Origin of the sequence: Nesterenkonia halotolerans (assembly GCF_014874065.1) — a bacterium.
In the GTDB taxonomy this organism is placed as follows: Bacteria; Actinomycetota; Actinomycetes; order Actinomycetales; family Micrococcaceae; genus Nesterenkonia; species Nesterenkonia halotolerans.
Genome location: NZ_JADBEE010000001.1, coordinates 646,250 through 666,316, shown reverse-complemented (window position 1 = coordinate 666,316; position 20,067 = coordinate 646,250). Strand labels below are relative to the sequence as shown.

The window sequence follows — 20,067 nt, the reverse complement described above, 5'->3', positions numbered from 1 at the left end:
CCACGTGTCAGAGCGAGCAGCCGAAACAGCCATCATCGAATCCGTAGACGACTATTACGCCGAGGGTGCGCGACGAAAATCCGCCACCAACGGCACGATCGGTCGTGCCGAGGCAGACCGGATCGTGGTCCAGGGTGCCCGCGAGCACAACCTCAAGGACGTCACCGTGGAGCTGCCGCGGAACTCCTTCATCGTCTTCACCGGCCTCTCCGGCTCGGGCAAGTCCTCGCTGGCCTTCGACACCATCTTCGCCGAGGGTCAGCGCCGCTACGTCGAATCACTCTCCGCCTACGCCCGCCAGTTCCTGGGCCGCGTGGACAAGCCGGACATCGACTTCATCGAAGGGCTCTCCCCGGCGGTCTCCATCGATCAGAAGTCCACCTCGAAGAACCCACGCTCCACGGTGGGCACCGTCACCGAGATCCACGACTACCTCCGCCTGCTCTGGGCCCGCATCGGCGTGCCGCACTGCCCGGTCTGTGGCGAGAAGATCGAGCGACAGACCCCGCAGCAGATCGTGGACCAGGTCCTCGGCTTCCCCGAGAAGACCCGCTTCCAGGTGCTGGCCCCGGTGGTCCGCGGCCGCAAGGGTGAGTTCAAGGACCTCTTCCGCGACCTCGCCTCCGAGGGGTTCTCCCGCGCCATCGTCGACGGCGAGATCATCCAGCTCAGCGAGCCGCCCACGCTGGAGAAGACCTATAAGCACCAGATCGAGGTCATCATCGACCGCCTGGTCATCCGTGAGGGCATGCGTCAGCGGCTGACCGACTCGGTGGAGACCGCGCTGAAGCTCGCCGACGGGCGGCTGGTCATCGACCTGGTGGACCTCGACGACGACGGCGAACCCACCAACGACCGGGTCCCCGAGGGCCTCACCGGGCCCAAGCACCGGCCCTTCTCAGAGAACCTGGCCTGCCCCAACGAGCACCCGCTGGAACTCGACGAGATCGAGCCGCGGTCCTTCTCCTTCAACAACCCCTTCGGCGCCTGCCAGGTCTGCTCCGGAATCGGCTCCAGCCTCGAGGTCGACACCGACCTGGTGATCCCCGATGACACGCTCTCCCTCGAAGCCGGCGCCATCGCGCCCTGGGCACTGGGCAAGGCCTCCAAGGACTACTGGCTCCGGCTGATCACCGCACTGTCCAAGGAGCTGGACTTCTCGGTGCGCACCCCCTGGAAGGATCTCCCGAAGAAGGCGCAGAAGGCTCTGCTGCACGGGCGCAACCACAAGGTCGTCGTGCAGTACCGCAACCGCTTCGGCCGCGAACGCACCTACTCCACCGGGTTCGAAGGCGTGCTCTCCTACATCTCGCGCAAACACCTCGAAGTGGAGTCCGACAACGCCAGGGACCGCTACGAGCAGTACATGCGGCAGATCCCCTGCCCGGCCTGCAACGGTCAGCGACTGAACCCCGCCGCATTGGCGGTCACCGTTCAGGGCGCCTCCATCGCCGAGATCGCCCGCCTGCCGCTGGACAAGTGCGCCGAGTTCTTCTCCACGGTGAAGCTCTCCGCCCGTGACGCCACCATCGCCGACCAGGTCCTCAAAGAGATCATGGCCCGGCTGAACTTCCTGCTCGACGTCGGACTCAGCTACCTCAACCTCGAGCGCGCCGCCGGGACGCTCTCCGGCGGTGAGGCCCAGCGCATCCGGCTCGCCACCCAGATCGGCTCGGGATTGGTCGGGGTGCTCTACGTGCTGGACGAGCCCTCCATCGGGCTGCACCAGCGTGACAACGCCCGACTCATCCAGACGCTGACCCGGCTGCGCGACCTCGGCAACACGCTGATCGTGGTCGAACACGATGAGGACACCATCGCTGAGGCCGACTGGATCGTGGACATCGGCCCCGGCGCCGGCGAGCGAGGCGGCGAGATCGTCCACTCCGGCTCGGTCCAGGGCCTGCGCGAGAACACCCACTCCATCACCGGTGACTACCTCTCCGGCCGACGCAGCATCCCCGTGCCAGCCACGCGCCGCCCGGTGGACAAGACCCGGATGCTCAAGGTCATCGAGGCCCAGGAGAACAACCTGGACAAGGTCTCTGTGGAGATCCCGCTGGGGGTCTTCCTTTCCGTCACCGGCGTCTCCGGATCGGGCAAGTCCACGCTGATCAACGAGATCCTGTACAAGTCGCTGGCGAACAAGCTCAACGGCGCCAAGCAGGTCCCCGGTCGGCATCGCCGGATCGACGGGATCGACGACCACCTGGACAAGGTGATCCACGTGGATCAGTCACCGATCGGTCGCACCCCGCGCTCCAACCCGGCGACCTACACCGGGGTCTTCGACCACGTCCGCAAGCTCTTCGCCCAGGCACCCGAATCCAAGACCCGCGGCTACCAGCCCGGCCGGTTCTCCTTCAACATCAAGGGCGGCCGCTGCGAAGCCTGCTCGGGCGACGGCACGCTGAAGATCGAGATGAACTTCCTGCCCGATGTCTACGTGCCCTGCGAGGTCTGCCACGGTGCGCGCTACAACCGCGAGACCCTCGAGGTGAAGTACAAGAACAAGAACATCGCCGAGGTCCTCGACATGCCGATCGAGGAGGCGGCGGAGTTCTTCGCGGCATTCGCTCCGATCGCGAGGCACCTCGACACGCTGGTCGAAGTGGGCCTGGGCTATGTCCGGCTGGGCCAGTCCGCCACCACGCTCTCCGGCGGCGAGGCGCAGCGCGTGAAGCTGGCCAGCGAGCTGCAGCGCCGTTCCAACGGCCGCAGCGTCTACGTGCTCGACGAGCCCACCACGGGGCTGCACTTCGAAGACATCCGCAAGCTGCTCCAGGTCCTGCAGGGACTGGTCGAGAAGGGCAACAGCGTGATCACCATCGAACACAACCTTGATGTGATCAAGTCCTCCGACTGGGTGATCGACCTCGGCCCCGAAGGGGGCAGCGGGGGCGGGCTCGTCGTCGCCCAGGGCACCCCCGAGAAGGTCGCCTCCACGGCGGAGAAGACCGGATCGCATACCGGCGCGTTCCTCGCACCACTGCTAAAGTGAGTGGGCCAGTTCACAGACCGGCACCCACGGCACAGAGCAGAACGACGTCGCTGATCAGCGAGTAAGCGGAGGCACCAGGTGAGCACCACCCCCGAGGCGCAGGAGTCCGAGCGCGTCGCCACCAATGATGCGGTCCGCAAAGCTTTCGAGATCGCGGTGAAGCTGTCCTGCCGTCCGGTCATCACCGGGCTTGAGAACACTCCGGCCGAAGGCGGGTTCATCGTCGCCTCCAACCACCTGTCCTTCCTGGACTCGGTGCTGATCCAGGCGCTGTTCCCGCGCACGGTCAGCTTCTTCGCCAAGGCGGAGTACTTCAATCAGACCGGAGTGAAGGGCCGCGCGATGAAGCTGTTCTTCGAGTCGGTGGGTTCGGTGCCGGTGGAGCGTCAGCATCACTCTGCTTCGGTGGAGGCGCTCTTCTCGCTGGGCGCCATCGCCTCTGCGGGCCACGGTGTCGGCATCTACCCCGAGGGCACCCGCAGCCGGGACGGTCGGCTCTATCGCGGCAAGAACGGTGTGGGATGGCTCGCCGTCGCCACCGGGCTGCCCGTGGTGCCCGTCGGACTGCGCGGCACCGAGGCGCTGCAGAAGCCGGATTCGCGGATGGTTCGACCGCGGAAGTTTGAGATGCACGTGGGGGAGGCGCTGCACTTCGAGCAGCTGGGCAAGAAGCACCCACTGCCTGCCCGCCGGAAGGCCACCGAGGAGATCATGGATTCGATCGCCGCGCTCAGCGGCCAGGAACGCGTGGCGAGCTACAACGCGCCACCGGCAGAGGCCGATGGCTGATCCCAGCACCTACCGGCCGAAGCCGGGCGAGATCCCCACCACTCCAGGGGTCTACCGATTCATCGACCCCCACGGACGTGTGGTCTACGTCGGCAAGGCCAAGAACCTGCGCTCCCGGCTGAACTCCTATTTCGCCCGGGTCAACACGCTGCACCCCAAGACCCATGCCATGGTCCATGCCGCCGCCAGCGTCGAATGGACCGTCGTCGGCTCGGAGCTCGAGGCGATCCAGCTCGAATACACCTGGATCAAGCAGCACACCCCGCGGTTCAACATCATGTACCGGGACGACAAGTCCTACCCGTACCTGGCCGTGACCATGAATGAGAAATACCCCCGGGTCCAGGTCATGCGCGGGGACAAGAAGCCCGGGGTGAAGTACTTCGGACCCTTCTACCCGGCCAAAGCGATCCGCGAGACCGTGGACACGATGCTGCGCGTCTTTCCGGTGCGCAGCTGCTCCGCCGGGGTCTTCAAGCGCGCCAAGGCCTCGGGCCGGCCGTGCCTGCTGGGCTATATCGGCAAATGCGCCGCGCCGTGCGTGGGGGAGATCAGCGAGGAGGACCACCGCAAGCTCGCGGAGGAGTTCTGCGATGTGATGGCCGGGCGTCCCGGCCCCCAGGTGAAGCGGATCGAGAATCAGATGAAGGCCGCCGTGGCGGATCTGCGCTTCGAGGACGCGGGCCGGCACCGGGATGACCTCGAAGCCATTCGCCGAGTCTTCGAGCGCAACGCCGTGGTGCTCTCGGAGGACACCGAGGCCGACATCTTCGCCTTCGCCGAAGATGAGCTTGAGGCCGCCGCCCAGGTCTTCCACGTCAGACAGGGCCGCATTCGGGGTCAGCGCGGCTGGGTCGTGGAGAAGGTCGAAGACACCGACGCCGGCGCCATGGTCGAGCAGCTGCTGATGCAGGTCTACGGCTCGATGGCCGATACCGAACGCATTCCGCCCGAGGTGCTCGTCCCGGCGCTGCCGGACAACGCCGAGGAGATGACCACCTGGCTGCGTCAGCTGCGCAGCGACTCCGGCGAGGGCAGAGCGCAGATCAACCTGCGCGTGCCGCAGCGCGGCGACAAGGCAGCCCTGCTGGGAACCGTGCAGGAGAACGCTGAACAGGCGCTGCGACTGCACAAGGCCCGGCGCAGCTCAGACATCACCACGCGCTCCGCTGCGCTGCGCGATCTGCAGGAGGCACTCGGGGCCGTCGAGCCGCTGCTGCGCATCGAGTGCTTCGACATCTCGCACACCTCGGGCACCAATGTGGTGGCCTCGATGGTGGTGCTGGAGGACGGTCTGGCGAAGAAGCGCGACTACCGCAGGTTCTCGGTGAAGGGAGATGCGGCGCGCGATGACACGTCGGCTATGTATGACGTGATCTCTCGCCGCTTCGCGCGGCATCTCAAAGATCAGGAACAGGCCACCACGGCCGTCCCCGAGCCGGTCGACGCCACCGAGCCTGCTGGCGCTGCGATGCCTGCCGCCACCGAGTCTGCCGATGCCGCTGGGGCGGACGCCGAGGCCTCTGGCGACGTGCTGACCTCCACGGTGGTGGAGCGGGAGGCGGAGCGCTTCGCGTACCCGCCGAGCCTCGTCGTCGTCGATGGGGGACAGCCGCAGGTCAACGTGGCCAAGCAGGCCCTGGATGACCTCGGCATCACGGATCTTCCCGTGGTCGGGCTGGCGAAACGGCTTGAAGAGGTCTGGCTCCCCGGCGATGACTTCCCGCTGGTGCTCCCTCGCTCCTCGGAGGCGCTGTATATGCTGCAGCGCATCCGCGACGAGGCGCACCGGTTCGCGATCGCCTACCACCGCTCCAAGCGGTCCAAGCAGATGACCGCCTCGGCGCTCGACGATGTGCCAGGTCTCGGGCCGAGCCGCCGGGCGGCGATCGTGGCGCACTTCGGTTCGGTGGCCAACCTGAAGAAGGCTTCCGTGGAGGAGATCTCCGAGGTGCCAGGACTGGGACGCGGCACCGCGCAGAAGATCCTCGACCACCTGAACGCGGAGACCGAGACGACCAGCTCAGCGTCCTGACCGGTCATCTGCTTCACCCCATCCGCGCATCACGGCTAAGGTCTAAGCATGGATGTTGGTCTGACCCCGGTGAAGCCCCCCGAGAACGAACTGTTGATCGTCACCGGCATGTCCGGCGCCGGCCGCACCACTGCTGCCCATGCCTTGGAGGATCTGGGCTGGTACGTGGTGGAGGGGCTGCCTCCCGAGCTGATCACCACCATGATCGACATCATCTCCCGCCACCCCGGCTCCATGGAGAAGCTCGCCGTGGTGATCGATGTGCGCACCCGCGCGCTCTTCTCCAACATGCTGGGCGCACTGGAGCAGCTCAAGGCCACCGGTGTGACCTACCGCATGCTCTTCTTGGACTCCTCGGATGACCTCCTGGTCCGCCGGTTCGAACAGGGGCGGCGCCCACACCCGCTGCAGGGCTCCGGTCGGATCCTCGACGGCATCACCGCGGAGCGTGACCTGCTCAAAGAGGTCAAGGCCGCCGCAGAGATCGTGCTGGACACCACCGACCTCAACGTGCACGGGCTGGCCAAAGAGATCATCGAGATCTTCAACGCGGACGGGCCGGTCCAGCTGCGACTCAACGTGATGAGCTTCGGGTTCAAATATGGGGTCCCGGCTGACGCGAACTTCATCGCCGACATGCGGTTCATCCCGAACCCGCACTGGGTGCCCGAGCTGCGCGCGTTCACGGGTCAGGACGCCGCGGTGAGCGAGTACGTGCTGGGCAATGAGGGGGCGGGTGAATTCATCGATCGCTATGTCGAGGCCATCCAACCGGTCATCGAGGGCTACCGGCGTGAGAACAAGCACTATGCCAACATCTCGGTGGGCTGCACCGGCGGCAAACACCGCTCGGTGGCCGTCGCGGAGGAGCTCTCGCGGCGCCTGGGCCAGCTTCCGAACGTCACGGTGAACACCATCCACCGCGATCTGGGACGTGAGTGAGCGTGAGCCAGCTGCCGCCTCCGCTGCACCGCGGCACCTTCAGGGTCTCTGCGCTGGGCGGGGGGCACGGGCTCTCCGCCACGCTCTCAGCTCTGCGGGTGATCGCCGCGGAGCATCTGACCGCCATCGTCACCGTGGCCGACGACGGCGGCTCCTCGGGCAGACTCCGCCAGGACATGGACGTGCTGCCCCCGGGTGACCTCCGCATGGCCCTGGCCGCGCTGTGCGACGACACGGACTGGGGCCGGACCTGGGCCCAGGTGATGCAGCACCGGTTCCGCTCGCGCGAAGGCGTCACCGGAAGCCTCGACGACCACGCCATGGGAAACCTGCTGATCGTCGCTCTCTGGGAGCTGATCGGGGATTCCGTGGAGGGACTGCGCTGGGCCGGGACCCTGCTGGGTGCCCGCGGCCAGGTGCTCCCGATGTCGCGGCAGCCGCTCACCATGTCAGGAACGGTGGAGCCCGCAGAGGGTCAGTCGGCCTCCGACCCAGCCTTCAACAACGGCGAGCGGCTCTCCTCCCAGGTGGCGCTGGCACACGCCGGAAGCATGGGCCGGCTTCGAGATGTTCAGCTGCACCCGCAGGAGGCGGCAGCCTGTGCCGAGGCGCTCACCGCGATCGAGCTCAGCGACTGGGTCGTGCTCGGCCCGGGGTCCTGGTACACCTCGGTGCTGCCCCACCTGCTGCTCCCGGAGCTCCGGGACGCACTCTATGAGACCGAAGCCCGGCGGTGTATCGTGATGAACCTCACACCACACACCGATGAGACCGCTGGCATGAGCCCCGCCGATCACCTGCGGGTACTCCACCAGTACGCCCCTGATCTGCGCATTCACCGCATCATCGCGGACCCGGCCTCTGTCCCTGACGAGGAACGGGCGGAGTTCGCCGAGGCCGCTGAAGCGCTCGGGGCGCGGGTCTGCTATCACGACGTCGCGAAGGCGGGACAGCCCGAGATCCACGATCCGCTCAGACTCGCCATCGCCTTCAGCGAGGTCTTCACCGACTGAACCGGGCCGCCGTCCGTGGCCGCACCTTGTGAGAGGGTCACGGTGAGGGCATTGGGTACGATGGCTGAGCTGCATCACACGAAGACCAGAGGACTATACATATGGCGCTGACCGAGTCGGTCAAAGAAGAGCTCTCCCGCCAGCACGTCAAGACCACCTCGGAGCGCAAGGCCGAAGTCTCGGCGATGCTCCGGTTCGCCGGGGGGCTCCACATCATCTCTGGTCGCATCGTGATCGAGGCTGAGCTGGACCATGCCGCCACCGCTCGGCGGCTCAAGACCACCGTGATGGAGGTCTACGGGCACAACCCCGAGGTGATCGTGGTCTCCGGCAACGGCATCAAGCGCGGCTCGCGCTACGTCGTGCGGGTCGTCCGTGAAGGTGAGGCCCTGGCCCGTCAGACCGGACTGCTCGACGCGCGCGGCCGCCCCGTGCGAGGTCTGCCCTCTGTGGTGGTCAACGGTTCGATGGCCGACGCCGTCTCCGCCTGGCGCGGAGCATTCCTTGCGCACGGATCGCTGACCGAGCCCGGTCGGTCGTCGTCGTTGGAGGTCACCTGCCCCGGCCCCGAGGCTGCGCTCGCCCTGGTGGGATCTGCGCGCAGGCTCGGCATCCCCGCCAAAGCCCGGGAGGTGCGCAACGTCGACCGCGTGGTGATCCGCGACGGTGACTCCATCGCGAAGCTGCTCACCCTCATGGGAGCGCACCAGACGCTGCTGGTCTGGGAAGAGCGGCGCATGCGCAAAGAGGTGCGAGCCACGGCCAATCGTCTGGCAAACTTCGACGACGCGAACCTCCGACGCTCGGCTCAGGCCGCCGTGGCCGCCGGAGCGCGCGTGGAGCGTGCCCTGGAGATCCTCGGCCCCGAGGCCCCGTACCACCTGAAGTACGCGGGCGAGCTGCGCCTCGCACACAAGCAGGCCTCACTCGATGAGCTCGGTCGGCTGGCCGATCCGCCGATGACCAAGGACGCCATCGCAGGCCGGATCCGCCGGCTCCTGGCCATGGCGGACAAGCGGGCCGGTGAGCTGAACATTCCAGGCACAGAGTCCAGCGTGACTCCTGACATGCTCGAGAGCTGAAGCGTTCCCGTCCACCCCGCTGCGGCTCCCGCAGCGGAGTTACTCCAGTGGTGAACACCGCAGGTCATAGGCCGTCAACTCCTTTATGGCCCGGCGCCGACGGCATAGGATGACGAGTGAGTCGAGGTGCTGTCGGCCTCGACGAACCCCCGTCACTAGGAGGACATTTTGACTGATTTCACGCTTCCTGAACTGGACTATGACTACTCCGCGCTGGAGCCACACATCTCCGCGCGGATCATGGAGCTTCATCACTCCAAGCACCATCAGACCTATGTCGCCGGTGCGAACACCGCGCTGGAGAAGCTGGCCGAAGCCCGCGAGAAGGGCGACTACGCCACGACCCCCAAGCTTCTCAAGGACCTGCAGTTCAACCTCGGCGGGCACACCAACCACTCGATCTTCTGGAAGAACCTCTCCCCAGAGGGCCAGGAGCGCCCCGAGGGTGAGCTGGCCGCCGCGATCGATGAGTACTTCGGCTCCTTCGAGGCGTTCCAGCAGCAGTTCACCCAGGCCGCGCTGACCATCCAGGGCTCCGGCTGGGCGATCCTCGCCTACGAGCCCATCGGTGGCAACGTGGTGATCGAGCAGTTCTACGATCAGCAGAACGGCGTGCCCGTGGGCACCATTCCGCTGCTGATGCTGGACATGTGGGAGCACGCCTTCTACCTCGACTACCAGAACGTGAAGCCTGACTACGTGAAGGCCTTCTGGAACATCATCAACTGGACCGATGTCGCCTCACGCCTGGAGGCCGCCCGCTCGGGTGCCTCCAAGCTCGTCACGCCCTGATCACGCTCAGTTCCTGATCCTCGCCGCCGCGACCGGCCCGCAGATGTTTGGGCCAGTCGCGGCGGCGTGATTGAATAAGACGCAGGAAAACTAAAAATCGCGTTCTGCAGACAGCCTGAGAACAACGATGTTGTTGGGGGTCAGCGGTTCGACTACGGTCGAGCTGCTGATCCCCAACGCGTGTCTAGGGACAAGTTGCCCGGAGAGATCTCGGCGGGCTGACTGGGCAGGAACGCTTCGAGGGACCGCAGGAAATGCGGACCCACACGTCAAGGAAGGAACCTCATGGCGACAAAAATCGCGATCAATGGTTTTGGACGCATCGGCCGCAACGTGCTGCGGGTGCTGGAGAACACCGGCCGCACCGACCTCGAGCTCGTGGCGATCAACGACCTCACCGACCCCGCCCAGCTGGTGAACCTGACCAAGTACGACTCGGTCATGGGCCGCTACCCGAAGGACGTGTCCCTCGACGGCGACACCCTCGTCGCAGGTGAGCGTCGCATCAAGCTCTTCTCCGACAAGGACCCGGCGAACCTGCCCTGGGGCGACCTCGAGGTCGACGTCGTGCTGGAGTGCACCGGCTTCTTCACCACCAAGGAGACCGCAGGCAAGCACCTCGACGCCGGCGCCAAGAAGGTCATCGTCTCGGCACCGGGCAAGGGCGTCGACGCGACCCTGGTCATGGGCATCAACGAGAACACCTATGACCCGGAAAAGCACACCGTGGTCTCCAACGCCTCCTGCACCACCAACTGCCTGGCCCCGCTGGTCAAGGTGCTCAACGACGAGTTCGGCCTCGTCGAAGGCCTGATGACCACCGTGCACGCGTACACCGGCGACCAGCGCCTGCACGACGCCCCGCACAGCGATCCCCGCCGTGCCCGCGCCGCAGGCGTGAACATGGTGCCCACCTCCACCGGTGCTGCCGCCGCCATCGGCGCCGTCATCCCCGAGGTCGACGGCAAGCTCGACGGCTACGCCATCCGCGTGCCCGTCATCACCGGCTCCGGCACCGACCTCACGGTCGCCATCGAGAAGGAGGGTGTCACCGCAGAGGACATCAACGCCGCCTTCAAGAAGGCAGCGGAGGGACCGCTCAAGGGCATCCTGGCGTACAACGAGGACCCGCTGGTCTCCTCCGACATCGTCGGCGACACCCACTCCTCGATCTTCGACGCACCGCTGACCAAGGTCATCGGCAAGACCGTCAAGGTCTTCGCGTGGTACGACAACGAGTACGGCTACTCCTCCCGCCTGGTGGACATGACCGCTCACGTCGGCCGCTGATCCAGACCGAGTGACGAAGGCCCCGGTCTCGACGATTCCCCGTCGAGACCGGGGCCTTCGCATGCCGAGTCCCTGTTTGCCCCTTCCAGCGATTGGTACCCTGAACTCATGACTGCAGCCACCCTTGACGCCCTGATCTCCGAAGGCCTCACCGGCCGTCGTGTCCTGGTCCGCTCCGACCTCAACGTGCCGCTCAAGGACGGTGTGGTCACCGACGACGGCCGCATCCGCGCCTCACTGCCGGTGCTGGAGAAGCTCGCCGCCGCCGGGGCCCGCGTCCTGGTCACCGCCCACCTGGGGCGCCCCAAGGGTGAGCCCGACCTGCAGTACTCCCTGGCCCCCGTCGCGGCCCGCATGTCCGAGCTGACCGAGGTCCCCGTGCGCCGCGCGGAGGACCTGGTCGGCGAGAGCGCCACAGCCGCCAGCGAAGAGCTGGGCGAAGGCGAGATCCTGCTCCTGGAGAACGTCCGCTTCGACCCCCGCGAGACCTCCAAGGACGACGACGAGCGTGCCGCACTCGCGGCAGACCTCGCCGCGCTGGTCGGCGAGACCGGAGCCTACGTCAACGACGCCTTCGGCGCCGTGCACCGCCGGCACGCCTCGGTCGCAGACATCACCGCGAAGCTCCCCGCCTACCAGGGGGACCTGGTCCGCGACGAGCTCGAGGTCCTGAAACGACTGACCGAGACTCCGCAGCGTCCCTACACGGTGGTGCTGGGCGGCTCCAAGGTCTCGGACAAGCTGGCAGTGATCGAGAACCTGATGAGCCGCGCCGACACGCTGCTCATCGGCGGCGGCATGGTCTTCACCTTCCTGAAGGCGCAGGGCTACGGCATCGGCAAGTCCCTCGTGGAGGACGACAAGCTCGAGACCGTCAAGGGCTTCCTCGCGGAGGCCGATCGGATGAACTGCCGCATCGTTCTTCCCACCGATATCGCCATGGCGTCCGCATTCGCCGCGGACGCCGAGGTCGAGGTGCTGCCCACCGAGTCGCTGGAGTCCGGCAAGCACGGCGAGCAGGCGCTGGGACTCGACATCGGTCCCGACACCGCGAAAGCATTCAGCGCGGAGATCGCCCAGTCCAACACCGTCTTCTGGAACGGTCCCATGGGCGTCTTCGAGATGGAGGCGTTCGCCAAGGGAACCGCCGCGGTCGCCGAGGCGCTCACCGCCACTGAAGGCTTCACCGTGGTCGGCGGCGGAGACTCCGCAGCCGCCGTGCGCGCCCTCGGCTTCGACGAGCAGAGCTTCGGGCATATCTCCACCGGCGGCGGCGCGAGCCTGGAGTACCTGGAGGGCAAGACCCTTCCGGGCATCGAGGCCCTCGGCTCCTGAGCCGCAGCCGCCCAGCAGCCACCGGTGAGCACCGCCTCACCTGACCATCCAGCAGAGACTCTGACCACCCCGTCGGGACTCTGAGAACCCGTCAAGACAAGGACACAGCCTCCATGACCACACAGAAGAACGGCCAGTACGTGCGCCGGCCGCTGATCGCCGGCAACTGGAAGATGAACATCGACCACATGGAAGCGATCGCGCTCGTGCAGAAGCTTGCGTGGACGCTCGACGACGCGGGCCACGACTACGAGCGCATCCAGGTCTCGGTCTTCCCACCCTTCACCGATCTGCGCGGTGTCCAGACTCTGGTCTCCGGAGACAAGCTCGATGTCGACTATGGGGCCCAGGATCTCTCGGACCAGGACTCCGGCGCCTACACCGGAGACATCTCCGGAGCATTCTTGAAGAAGCTGGGCTGCTCGCAGGTCCTCATCGGTCACTCAGAGCGGCGTGAGGTCCATGGCGAGACCGACGAGCAGCTGGGCGCCAAGCTCTCTGCCGCGCTGCGCCATGACCTCGCACCGGTCCTCTGCGTGGGCGAAGGCCTCGAGGTGCGTGAAGCCGGGAACCACGTGTCTCACACGCTGGCCCAGCTCGAGGGCGCGCTGAAGGGGCTCTCTGCCGAGGACCTGACCGAGCTCGTCGTCGCCTATGAGCCCGTCTGGGCCATCGGCACGGGCAAGGTCGCCGGTCCCGAGGATGCACAGGAGATGTCTGCCGCCGTGCGCACCAAGCTGGCGGAGCTCTACTCCCAGGAGTTCGCCGACACCGTCCGGGTGCTCTACGGCGGTTCGGTCAAGTCCAAGAACGTCGCCGCGGTCCTGGCCGGGCCGGACGTGGACGGCGCCCTCGTGGGTGGAGCGAGCCTGGATCCCGAGGAGTTCGCAAAGATCATCTCCTTCGAGAAGCACATCGCCGCCCAGGGCTGAACCGCCCATGGGTGACCCCGTCCCGGGTTATCCTGGTAGCTGATACGCCCACGATTCATCACGAAAGGTCGCTGTGTCTGCGCTGACCATCGCACTCCAGGTTATCCTGGCGCTCATCAGCATCATGCTGATCATGCTCATCCTGCTCCACAAGGGGCGCGGCGGTGGCATGTCCGACATGTTCGGCGGCGGAGTGACATCCTCGCTGGGCTCCTCCGGCGTCGCCGAGCGGAACCTCAATCGACTGACCATCACCCTGGGTGTCACCTGGGGCCTGATCGTCGTCGCACTGGCGCTGCTGGTGCAGGTGGGCGCCGACATCTGAGCGACCACTCGTCGTCCTGGCTGATGGAGTGCTCTGGTGGCTGCCTGGCCGCCGGAGCACTCATCTGTAGGGGGTGACTGGGCGTCAGCCGAGCTCTGCTGCGGCTGCCTGGTCCAGGTGCCAGATCGTCTCCATGGTCCCTGCGACGCGAGCAGCCGGGATCTCGCGCGGATCTGTGCCCTCGGTGAGCGCCTTGGCGGCGGCCGCCGCCTTGTCCTGGCCCACCACCACCGTCCAGACGCGGTCGGCAGTGTGGATCGCGTCGAAGGTCAGTGAGACGCGCTGCGGCGGTGGCTTGGGGGAGTCGTCTTCGCCCACGGTGACCACTCCGCTTACGCCCAGCGAGTCCTTGCCCGGGAAGAGGCTCGCGATGTGACCGTCCGGGCCGACCCCGAGCAGGAGCACGTCGAAGCGGGGGAGCGCGAGTCCGGAATGGCCACCCTCTTCCGCGAATGCCTCCATGCTCGCTGCATACATCTCCGCCCCCACGGTTGGCGATGCCGCATCCTCGGAGGTGGGCATGCGGTGCACGTTCTGCGCGGGGAGCCCGTGCTCCGCAATGAGCGCGTCCAACAGGGCCGCATGGGCCTGCATGGCGTTGCGCTCTGGGTCGTCACTGGGGAGCAGCCGCTCATCGCCCCACCAGAAATGCACGGCTGACCAGGACGGGGTCTCCGTGCCGGGTTCCGCGACCAGCTCAGCGACCTTCTCCAGCACGGCGATGCCTGCGCTGCCGCCGGTCAGGACTGCATGAGCGCTGCCGTGATCTGCAACCGCGTCCACGAGGACTGCCAGCAGCCGCTCAGCGACAACGCTCACCAGCTCGTCCTTGCCTGCGTAGATCTCGGTGCGCGGCGCGGTCACGGGTGCCTTCGCGGGATCAGTCATGTCTGTAGGTCCTCTCAGGGCTGTCGTGCAGGGCTCGTCGTCCGAGCATAGTCGGTGAGTCAGTCGGCGGAGGAGGCGCTCTCCAGGAAATCAGTGGCTGGCAGGGCTCGGGACAGCACCTCGCCGAAGATCTCGTCGGAATCGAGTCGGCGGAGCTCCTCCGCGAGGCAGTCCTGGAGTGTGCGCACCGGAAGCGGCACCCCTTGAACGAGCCCGTCGGCAGAGTGCAGCACCGCGATCTCCTCGCCGCGAGGCCGGGAGAGACTGACATCACCCATCTCGCGATGGAAGGTGACAGCGGTGAGTGTCAACGGCAGCTCCGAATCCTCCGGCGCCGCGGTGGAGACCAGCTCGACGGGAATCTCCAGGCCCATCCTCAGCCAGGCCGCGAGCAGGGCGGCGCTGGGCAGATCCGCAGCAGCCTCCACGGTCACCGACGTGATCGCCTCGGGGTCCAACGTGTCGAGGATGCTGGCCAGCTGGATGCGCCACCCGGTCAGCCGGGTCCAGGCCAGATCCGTGTCGCCCTCGCTGTAGTGCGTCGAGAGTCGGCGCAGCGCCTCCAGCGGGCGGGGGTCCATCGCCGTGTCGGTGATCCGCCGGTGCGCGATCTGTCCGATGGGCGTCTCGCTGACACCGTCGGGCAGCTCATCGGCCCACCAGGCGACGATGGGGGCATCGGGCAGCAGCAGCGCGGAGACCATCGCCTCGTTCTGTTCAGCGAGCTCCCCGGAGGCCTCCAGGACGATCACCTCAGAGGCGCCGGCATCTCCACCGACCCTGATCTGTGCATCCAGACGTGTCTCATCTGTGGCTCTGCCGGAGGCGAGCACGATGATCCGGCAGGGGTGCTCCCGAGACGCCAGGTTGGCCGCCTCGATGGCCGGTTCCGCATTGTCCTTGGAGGTGAGGATGACCAGGGTCAGCACGCGGGTCAGCGCGACCACGCCCCCTGCCTCACGGAGCTCGCGCAGCTTCTTCGAGACCTTCGAGGTGGTGGTGTTCTCGATATCGACGATCATGGGGTTCTCCTTATGGCCTGCGCCAGGTGCGGCCATCTCGGGCGAGCAGGTCGTGGGCGGACTGCGGCCCCCACCCGCCGGGGGCGTAGGGCTCAGGCTGCTCCTGCTTCGCGGCCCAGTGCTCTTCAAAGGGATCGAGGATCTTCCAGGAGAGCTCGACCTCCTCATGCCGGGGGAACAGCGGCGGTTCGCCGAGCAGGACGTCGAGGATCAGGCGCTCGTAGGCTTCCGGGCTGTCCTCGGTGAAGGCATGGCCATAGCCGAAGTCCATGGTGACGTCCCGGACCTCCATCTGGGTGCCGGGCACCTTGGAGGCGAAGCGGATGGTCGCCCCCTCATCGGGCTGGACCCGGATGACGACGGCGTTCTGGCCGAACTCATGATCGTCGTGATCCTGGAAGAGCAGATTGGGGGCACGTTTGAAGATCACGGCGATCTCCGTGACACGACGCCCGAGCCGCTTTCCAGCGCGCAGATAGAACGGTGCTCCGGCCCAGCGACGGGTGTTGATGTCCAGCTTCAGCGCCGCGAAGGTCTCGGTGGTCGAATCAGGGTTGAAACCCTCCTCGTCCAGGAAGCCGACCACCTGCTCACCGCCCTGCCAGCCCGAGGTGTACTGGCCCCGGGCGGAGGCGGCGTCGAGGTCCTTCGGCAGCCGGACGGCGGCGAGCACCTTCTCCTTCTCCGCACGCAGATGATGCGCGTCGAAGGAGATCGGCTCCTCCATCGCGGTCAGTGCGAGGAGCTGCAGCAGGTGGTTCTGGATCACGTCGCGGGCCGCACCGACGCCGTCGTAGTAGCTCGCGCGGCCCCCGATCCCGATGTCCTCGGCCATGGTGATCTGCACATGGTCCACGTACTGGGCATTCCAGAGAGGTTCGAAGAGCTGGTTCGCGAAGCGCAGCGCGAGCAGGTTCTGCACCGTCTCCTTGCCCAGGTAGTGGTCGATGCGGAAGACGGCGTCCGGCGGGAAGACCGATTCCACCACCTTGTTCAGCTCCTGGGCCGACTTCAGGTCGTGTCCGAAGGGCTTCTCGATGACCACCCGGCTCCAGGGATCCTCGTCGGAGTCCTGGGCGGCGGCGAGGCCGTGGGAGGAGAGCCGCTGGCACACGATCTCGAAGGAGTTCGGCGGGATTGAGAGGTAGTAGGCGTGATTTCCTCTGGTGCCGCGGGACTCTTCGAGCTCCTCGAGCGTCTCGCCGAGCCGGGTATAGGCGGCGTCGTCGTCGAAGCCCTCCGCCTGCACGAAGCGCAGCCCGGCCGCCAGCTGGTCCCAGACCTGCTGGTCGAAGTTCGTGCGCGCAGAGGCCTTCACATGGTCCAGGACCTCGGCGGCGAACTGCTCGTGGGTCCAGTCCCGGCGCCCGAAGCCCACCAGCGAGAAGCTCGGCGGCAGCAGGCCGCGGTTGGCCAGATCGTAGATGGCGGGCAGCAGCTTCTTGCGGGCAAGGTCGCCCGTGACGCCGAACATGACCATCGCCGAGGGGCCCGCGATCCGGTTGAGCCGCCGGTCCCGGGCGTCTCGGAGGGGATTGCTGCTTCTGCTGCGGGAGCCACTCACAGGGCCTCCACCGTGTCGATGAGCTGGGTCAGTCCTGCCTGCCGGTCCTGCAGATGGACGCGGAGCACGGGCATGCCGTGATCGGCCAGGACCTGGGCGTCGCCGGCGGCCTGGGCCGCGATGAGCTTGGCCAGCGTGAAGGGGCGGTCGGGAACCTCGACGTCGCCCTCGGATTCGGTGGTGATCTGCAGGAATGCACCGATGTGGGGTCCGCCCTTATGGAACTGACCGGTGGAGTGCAGGAACCGTGGGCCCCAGCCGAAGGTCACCGGGCGCCCGGCAAGCGAGGAGAGCTGCGCGCGGATGCTTTCGAGCTCGTGCTCGCTGGTGCGGTCGAGATAGGCCATGACGGCGAGGTAACCGTCCTGCCGCACCGTCTCCAGCAGAGCCTTCAGCGCGGCCTGCAGGCTGGCGGTGTCGGCGTCGGTGAGTGCGGAGCTGCCCAGCGTGCGGATCTCCACGGCGCCGTCGACCTCTGCCTCGGTGGACTCGGGGGTCTCGGCGTCGAGCATCCCGCGGGCGGCGACCTTTGCGGACTCCACATCAGGCTGATCGAAGGGGTTGATGCCCAGCAGCGCCCCTGCGACGGCGGTGGCGACCTCCCAGAGCATGAACTGCGCGCCGAGGCTGCCGCCGGTGCGGACCTTGTGCGAGCTGACGACCAGGTCGGCCACGTCATTGTCCACCGAGGTGCCGTCTTCGGCGTCCACGTCGATGATCTGGACGGTCAGCACGTCATCGGCATCGCGGTGCAGCTCGGGCTCGCCGTCGCCCACGATCACCGGGAGCAGCCCGGTGCCGTTCTTGCCGGTGGATTCAGCGATGAGCTGTTCGATCCAGGCGCCCAGGCCCAGCAGCGGAGATCCGGCGTCGACGACGACCAGCTTGTTGCGCAACGGTGTGGTGCCACCGATGGCGGCGCCGAGGCGCAGACCCGGGTTGTCGGCGTCGTCCTCAGCGAGGATCGCCAGGGTCTCTTCAGCGTCATCGAGGAGCGATTCGAGGTCGGCACCGGCCAGGCCGGAGGGGACCAGCCCGAAGGCGGTCAGTGCGGAGTAGCGTCCGCCCACGGTCGGGTCCGCCTCGAACACGGCGCGCACGCCGGCCTCGGCGGAGGACTTCGCCAGCGGCGAGCCGGGGTCGGTGACGATCACGGTGCGGGACTGGGCGTCGATGCCGGCCTCGGTCATCGCCTGCTGCACGATCCGTCGCTGGGAGTCGGTCTCCACGGTCGAGCCTGACTTCGAGGACACCACGAGCACGGTCTTCTCGATATCGGCGCCGATGACCGAGGCGACGTGCTGAGGGTCCGTGGAGTCCAGCACGGTCAGCTCGACGCCCGCAGTGGCGCAGATGACCTCGGGCGCCAGCGAGGACCCGCCCATGCCCGCGAGCACCACACGGGTGACGCCCTCACCGGCGAGCTCTTCGCGCAGCGCGGTGATCTGGGGCAGAAGCTGGCGGGATCCCTCGAAGAGATCGACCCAGCCGAGGCGCTTGCTCGCCTCATCCTCAGCCTCGACCCCCCAGAGGGTGTGGTCCTTCGCCGCCAGCCGGGAGGCGAACTCGTGGTCCAGCAGGCCGGGGACCTGGTTCTCAGCGGCTTCGCGGGCCGCCCCGGTCAGTGTCAGGGAGAGTGAGCTCATGACGTGCTTCCTTTCTCAGCCGAACGCCTGGGTTCGACCTGGCCAGCATCTGCACTTATAGGGGGCCGGTGGGATTCACACGGCTGTTGACCCTGACCGGTGCCCGGTCGAGACCTGGGATCCAGAGATCCGCAGACCTCGAGATCCTCAGCGGCTGGGATTCTCACACCCAGCGACCGGGCACCGTACGGAGTGAACAGTCGCCGGGCCCGCCCTCGCGGACGGGCCCCGCAGACTCCGCTCAGCTGTTGCGCTTCAGGCCATCCTCGATGGTGCCCAGCAGGCCCTTCCAGGAGACCTCGAACTTCTGCAGGCCTTCATTCTCCAGGGCGTCGACGACCTCGCGGTAGCTGATGCCCGCCGCGGAGATGCCGTCGAGGACCCGGTTGGCCTCCACATAGGTGCCGGAGAGCGTGTCGCGCTCCACCACGCCATGGTCCGCCAGTGCGAGCAGCGTCTTCTCCGGCATGGTGTTGACCACGTCGGCACCCGCGAGCTCGGTGACGTAGAGGGTGTCGGAGAGGTTGGGGTCCTTGGTGCCGGTGGAGGCGAGCAGCAGGCGCTGCGGGCGTCCGCCGCGCTCGGCCAGCAGCTGCCAGCGCTCGGAGGAGAAGGTCTCCACCGCGATCTGGTGTGCCAGGCGCGCATTCGCCACGGCGGCCTGGGACTTCAGCTTCTCGGTCCCGGGCTTGCCCTCCTCGGCTGCCAGCTCCAGGCGCTTGTCGATCTCTGCATCCACGCGGGAGACGAAGAAGGATGCCACGGAGTGGACCTTCGAGATGTCGATGCCCTCGGAGTGGGCCTTCTCCAGGCCGAGCATGAACGCGTTGATCACTGCGCGGTAGCGTTCCAGCGAGAAGACCAGCGTGACGTTGACGCTGATGCCTTCGGAGACCACGGCGGCGATCGCCTCGATGCCCTCGACGGTGGCGGGGATCTTGATCATCACGTTCTCGCGGTCCACGGCCTTGTACAGCTCGCGGGCCTGGGCGATGGTCCCTGCGGCGTCGCGGGCGAGACGGGGATCCACCTCGATGGAGACGCGACCATCGACGCCGTTGGAGGCGGCGTAGACACCGGCGAACACGTCGCAGGCCTCGCGCACATCGGAGGTGGTGATGTCGAAGACGGCCTTCTCGGCGTCGGCCCCGGCGGCTGCCAGCTCGGAGAGCTGCTGCTCGTACGCCTCGCCGTCCTTCAGCGCGGATTCGAAGATGGTCGGGTTGGTGGTCACGCCGACGACGTTGTGGGTGTCGATCAGCTTTGCCAGCGAGCCCGAGTTCAGCCGCTCGCGGGAGAGGTCATCGAGCCAGATGGAGACGCCGAGGTCGGACAGCGCCTGAGTGTTGGTGTTTGCAGTCATATTCAATGCTCCTGATGCCAGGGGGTGGGTAAGTGGGTGGGCCGGCCG

At 67.0% G+C, this 20,067-nt stretch carries 16 protein-coding genes; 11 read left to right on the top strand and 5 right to left on the bottom strand.

Features of this window, described 5'->3' with window-relative positions; all coding sequences use genetic code 11:
- Window positions 1–97 precede the first annotated feature (97 nt).
- The 11 genes from uvrA (at window position 98) to secG (ending at window position 13,536) form a co-directional block, all read left to right on the top strand.
- Window positions 98–3,001 (top strand): excinuclease ABC subunit UvrA, encoded by a 2,904-nt coding sequence (uvrA, locus tag H4W26_RS03040; RefSeq protein WP_318779840.1) that lies wholly within the window; start codon window positions 98–100, stop codon window positions 2,999–3,001.
- Between the two features lie 78 nt (window positions 3,002–3,079).
- Window positions 3,080–3,790, top strand: coding sequence for a lysophospholipid acyltransferase family protein (locus tag H4W26_RS03035; RefSeq protein ID WP_378625964.1), 711 nt, complete (start codon window positions 3,080–3,082; stop codon window positions 3,788–3,790).
- The gene (uvrC, locus tag H4W26_RS03030; protein ID WP_192590682.1) at window positions 3,783–5,825 is read left to right on the top strand and encodes an excinuclease ABC subunit UvrC; all 2,043 of its coding nucleotides are present in this window, start codon (window positions 3,783–3,785) and stop codon (window positions 5,823–5,825) included. Before H4W26_RS03035 ends, uvrC begins: the two co-directional genes overlap by 8 nt.
- A gap of 48 nt (window positions 5,826–5,873) precedes the next feature.
- Window positions 5,874–6,767: an RNase adapter RapZ gene (gene rapZ / locus H4W26_RS03025; protein ID WP_192590681.1), complete on the top strand. Its 894-nt coding sequence runs from the start codon at window positions 5,874–5,876 to the stop codon at window positions 6,765–6,767.
- A gap of 2 nt (window positions 6,768–6,769) precedes the next feature.
- Window positions 6,770–7,780: a gluconeogenesis factor YvcK family protein gene (locus tag H4W26_RS03020; protein WP_318779749.1), complete on the top strand. Its 1,011-nt coding sequence runs from the start codon at window positions 6,770–6,772 to the stop codon at window positions 7,778–7,780.
- Window positions 7,781–7,881: 101 nt separating this feature from the next.
- Window positions 7,882–8,862 (top strand): DNA-binding protein WhiA, encoded by a 981-nt coding sequence (whiA, locus tag H4W26_RS03015; RefSeq protein ID WP_192590679.1) that lies wholly within the window; start codon window positions 7,882–7,884, stop codon window positions 8,860–8,862.
- 168 nt (window positions 8,863–9,030) lie between these two features.
- Window positions 9,031–9,654 carry a superoxide dismutase gene (locus H4W26_RS03010; protein WP_192590678.1) on the top strand — a complete coding sequence of 208 codons (624 nt, stop codon included), beginning with the start codon at window positions 9,031–9,033 and terminating at the stop codon, window positions 9,652–9,654.
- A 285-nt stretch (window positions 9,655–9,939) separates the two neighbouring features.
- Window positions 9,940–10,944: a type I glyceraldehyde-3-phosphate dehydrogenase gene (gene gap / locus H4W26_RS03005; protein ID WP_192590677.1), complete on the top strand. Its 1,005-nt coding sequence runs from the start codon at window positions 9,940–9,942 to the stop codon at window positions 10,942–10,944.
- 108 nt (window positions 10,945–11,052) lie between these two features.
- Window positions 11,053–12,279, top strand: coding sequence for a phosphoglycerate kinase (locus H4W26_RS03000; protein ID WP_192590676.1), 1,227 nt, complete (start codon window positions 11,053–11,055; stop codon window positions 12,277–12,279).
- 113 nt (window positions 12,280–12,392) lie between these two features.
- Window positions 12,393–13,211 carry a triose-phosphate isomerase gene (gene tpiA / locus H4W26_RS02995; RefSeq protein WP_192590675.1) on the top strand — a complete coding sequence of 273 codons (819 nt, stop codon included), beginning with the start codon at window positions 12,393–12,395 and terminating at the stop codon, window positions 13,209–13,211.
- Between the two features lie 73 nt (window positions 13,212–13,284).
- Window positions 13,285–13,536 (top strand): preprotein translocase subunit SecG, encoded by a 252-nt coding sequence (gene secG, locus H4W26_RS02990; RefSeq protein ID WP_192590674.1) that lies wholly within the window; start codon window positions 13,285–13,287, stop codon window positions 13,534–13,536.
- An 84-nt stretch (window positions 13,537–13,620) separates the two neighbouring features.
- Here secG and pgl read toward each other — a convergent pair whose 3' ends face one another.
- From pgl to tal, 5 genes are all read right to left on the bottom strand, one after another.
- The gene (pgl, locus tag H4W26_RS02985; protein ID WP_192590673.1) at window positions 13,621–14,424 is read right to left on the bottom strand and encodes a 6-phosphogluconolactonase; all 804 of its coding nucleotides are present in this window, start codon (window positions 14,422–14,424) and stop codon (window positions 13,621–13,623) included.
- Between the two features lie 59 nt (window positions 14,425–14,483).
- On the bottom strand, window positions 14,484–15,446 hold the full coding sequence (locus tag H4W26_RS02980) for a glucose-6-phosphate dehydrogenase assembly protein OpcA (RefSeq protein WP_192590672.1): 963 nt from the start codon (window positions 15,444–15,446) through the stop codon (window positions 14,484–14,486).
- Window positions 15,447–15,456: 10 nt separating this feature from the next.
- Entirely contained in the window at window positions 15,457–16,926 is a 1,470-nt protein-coding gene (zwf, locus tag H4W26_RS02975) for a glucose-6-phosphate dehydrogenase (RefSeq protein WP_225939779.1), read from the bottom strand.
- Window positions 16,927–17,006: 80 nt separating this feature from the next.
- Window positions 17,007–18,656 (bottom strand): glucose-6-phosphate isomerase, encoded by a 1,650-nt coding sequence (locus H4W26_RS02970; RefSeq protein ID WP_192590670.1) that lies wholly within the window; start codon window positions 18,654–18,656, stop codon window positions 17,007–17,009.
- Window positions 18,657–18,897: 241 nt separating this feature from the next.
- Window positions 18,898–20,019 carry a transaldolase gene (gene tal / locus H4W26_RS02965; RefSeq protein ID WP_192590669.1) on the bottom strand — a complete coding sequence of 374 codons (1,122 nt, stop codon included), beginning with the start codon at window positions 20,017–20,019 and terminating at the stop codon, window positions 18,898–18,900.
- Window positions 20,020–20,067: the final 48 nt, after the last annotated feature.

Excerpts from the sequence above, each read along its gene's own strand:
- uvrC (WP_192590682.1), top strand. The coding sequence starts at position 3,783 with ATGGCTGATCCCAGCACCTACCGGCCGAAGCCGGGCGAGATCCCCACC.
- rapZ (WP_192590681.1), top strand. The coding sequence starts at position 5,874 with ATGGATGTTGGTCTGACCCCGGTGAAGCCCCCCGAGAACGAACTGTTG.
- whiA (WP_192590679.1), top strand. The coding sequence starts at position 7,882 with ATGGCGCTGACCGAGTCGGTCAAAGAAGAGCTCTCCCGCCAGCACGTC.
- gap (WP_192590677.1), top strand. The coding sequence starts at position 9,940 with ATGGCGACAAAAATCGCGATCAATGGTTTTGGACGCATCGGCCGCAAC.
- H4W26_RS03000 (WP_192590676.1), top strand. The coding sequence starts at position 11,053 with ATGACTGCAGCCACCCTTGACGCCCTGATCTCCGAAGGCCTCACCGGC.
- tpiA (WP_192590675.1), top strand. The coding sequence starts at position 12,393 with ATGACCACACAGAAGAACGGCCAGTACGTGCGCCGGCCGCTGATCGCC.
- pgl (WP_192590673.1), bottom strand. The coding sequence starts at position 14,424 with ATGACTGATCCCGCGAAGGCACCCGTGACCGCGCCGCGCACCGAGATC.
- H4W26_RS02980 (WP_192590672.1), bottom strand. The coding sequence starts at position 15,446 with ATGATCGTCGATATCGAGAACACCACCACCTCGAAGGTCTCGAAGAAG.
- zwf (WP_225939779.1), bottom strand. The coding sequence starts at position 16,926 with ATGGTCATGTTCGGCGTCACGGGCGACCTTGCCCGCAAGAAGCTGCTG.
- H4W26_RS02970 (WP_192590670.1), bottom strand. The coding sequence starts at position 18,656 with ATGAGCTCACTCTCCCTGACACTGACCGGGGCGGCCCGCGAAGCCGCT.
- tal (WP_192590669.1), bottom strand. The coding sequence starts at position 20,019 with ATGACTGCAAACACCAACACTCAGGCGCTGTCCGACCTCGGCGTCTCC.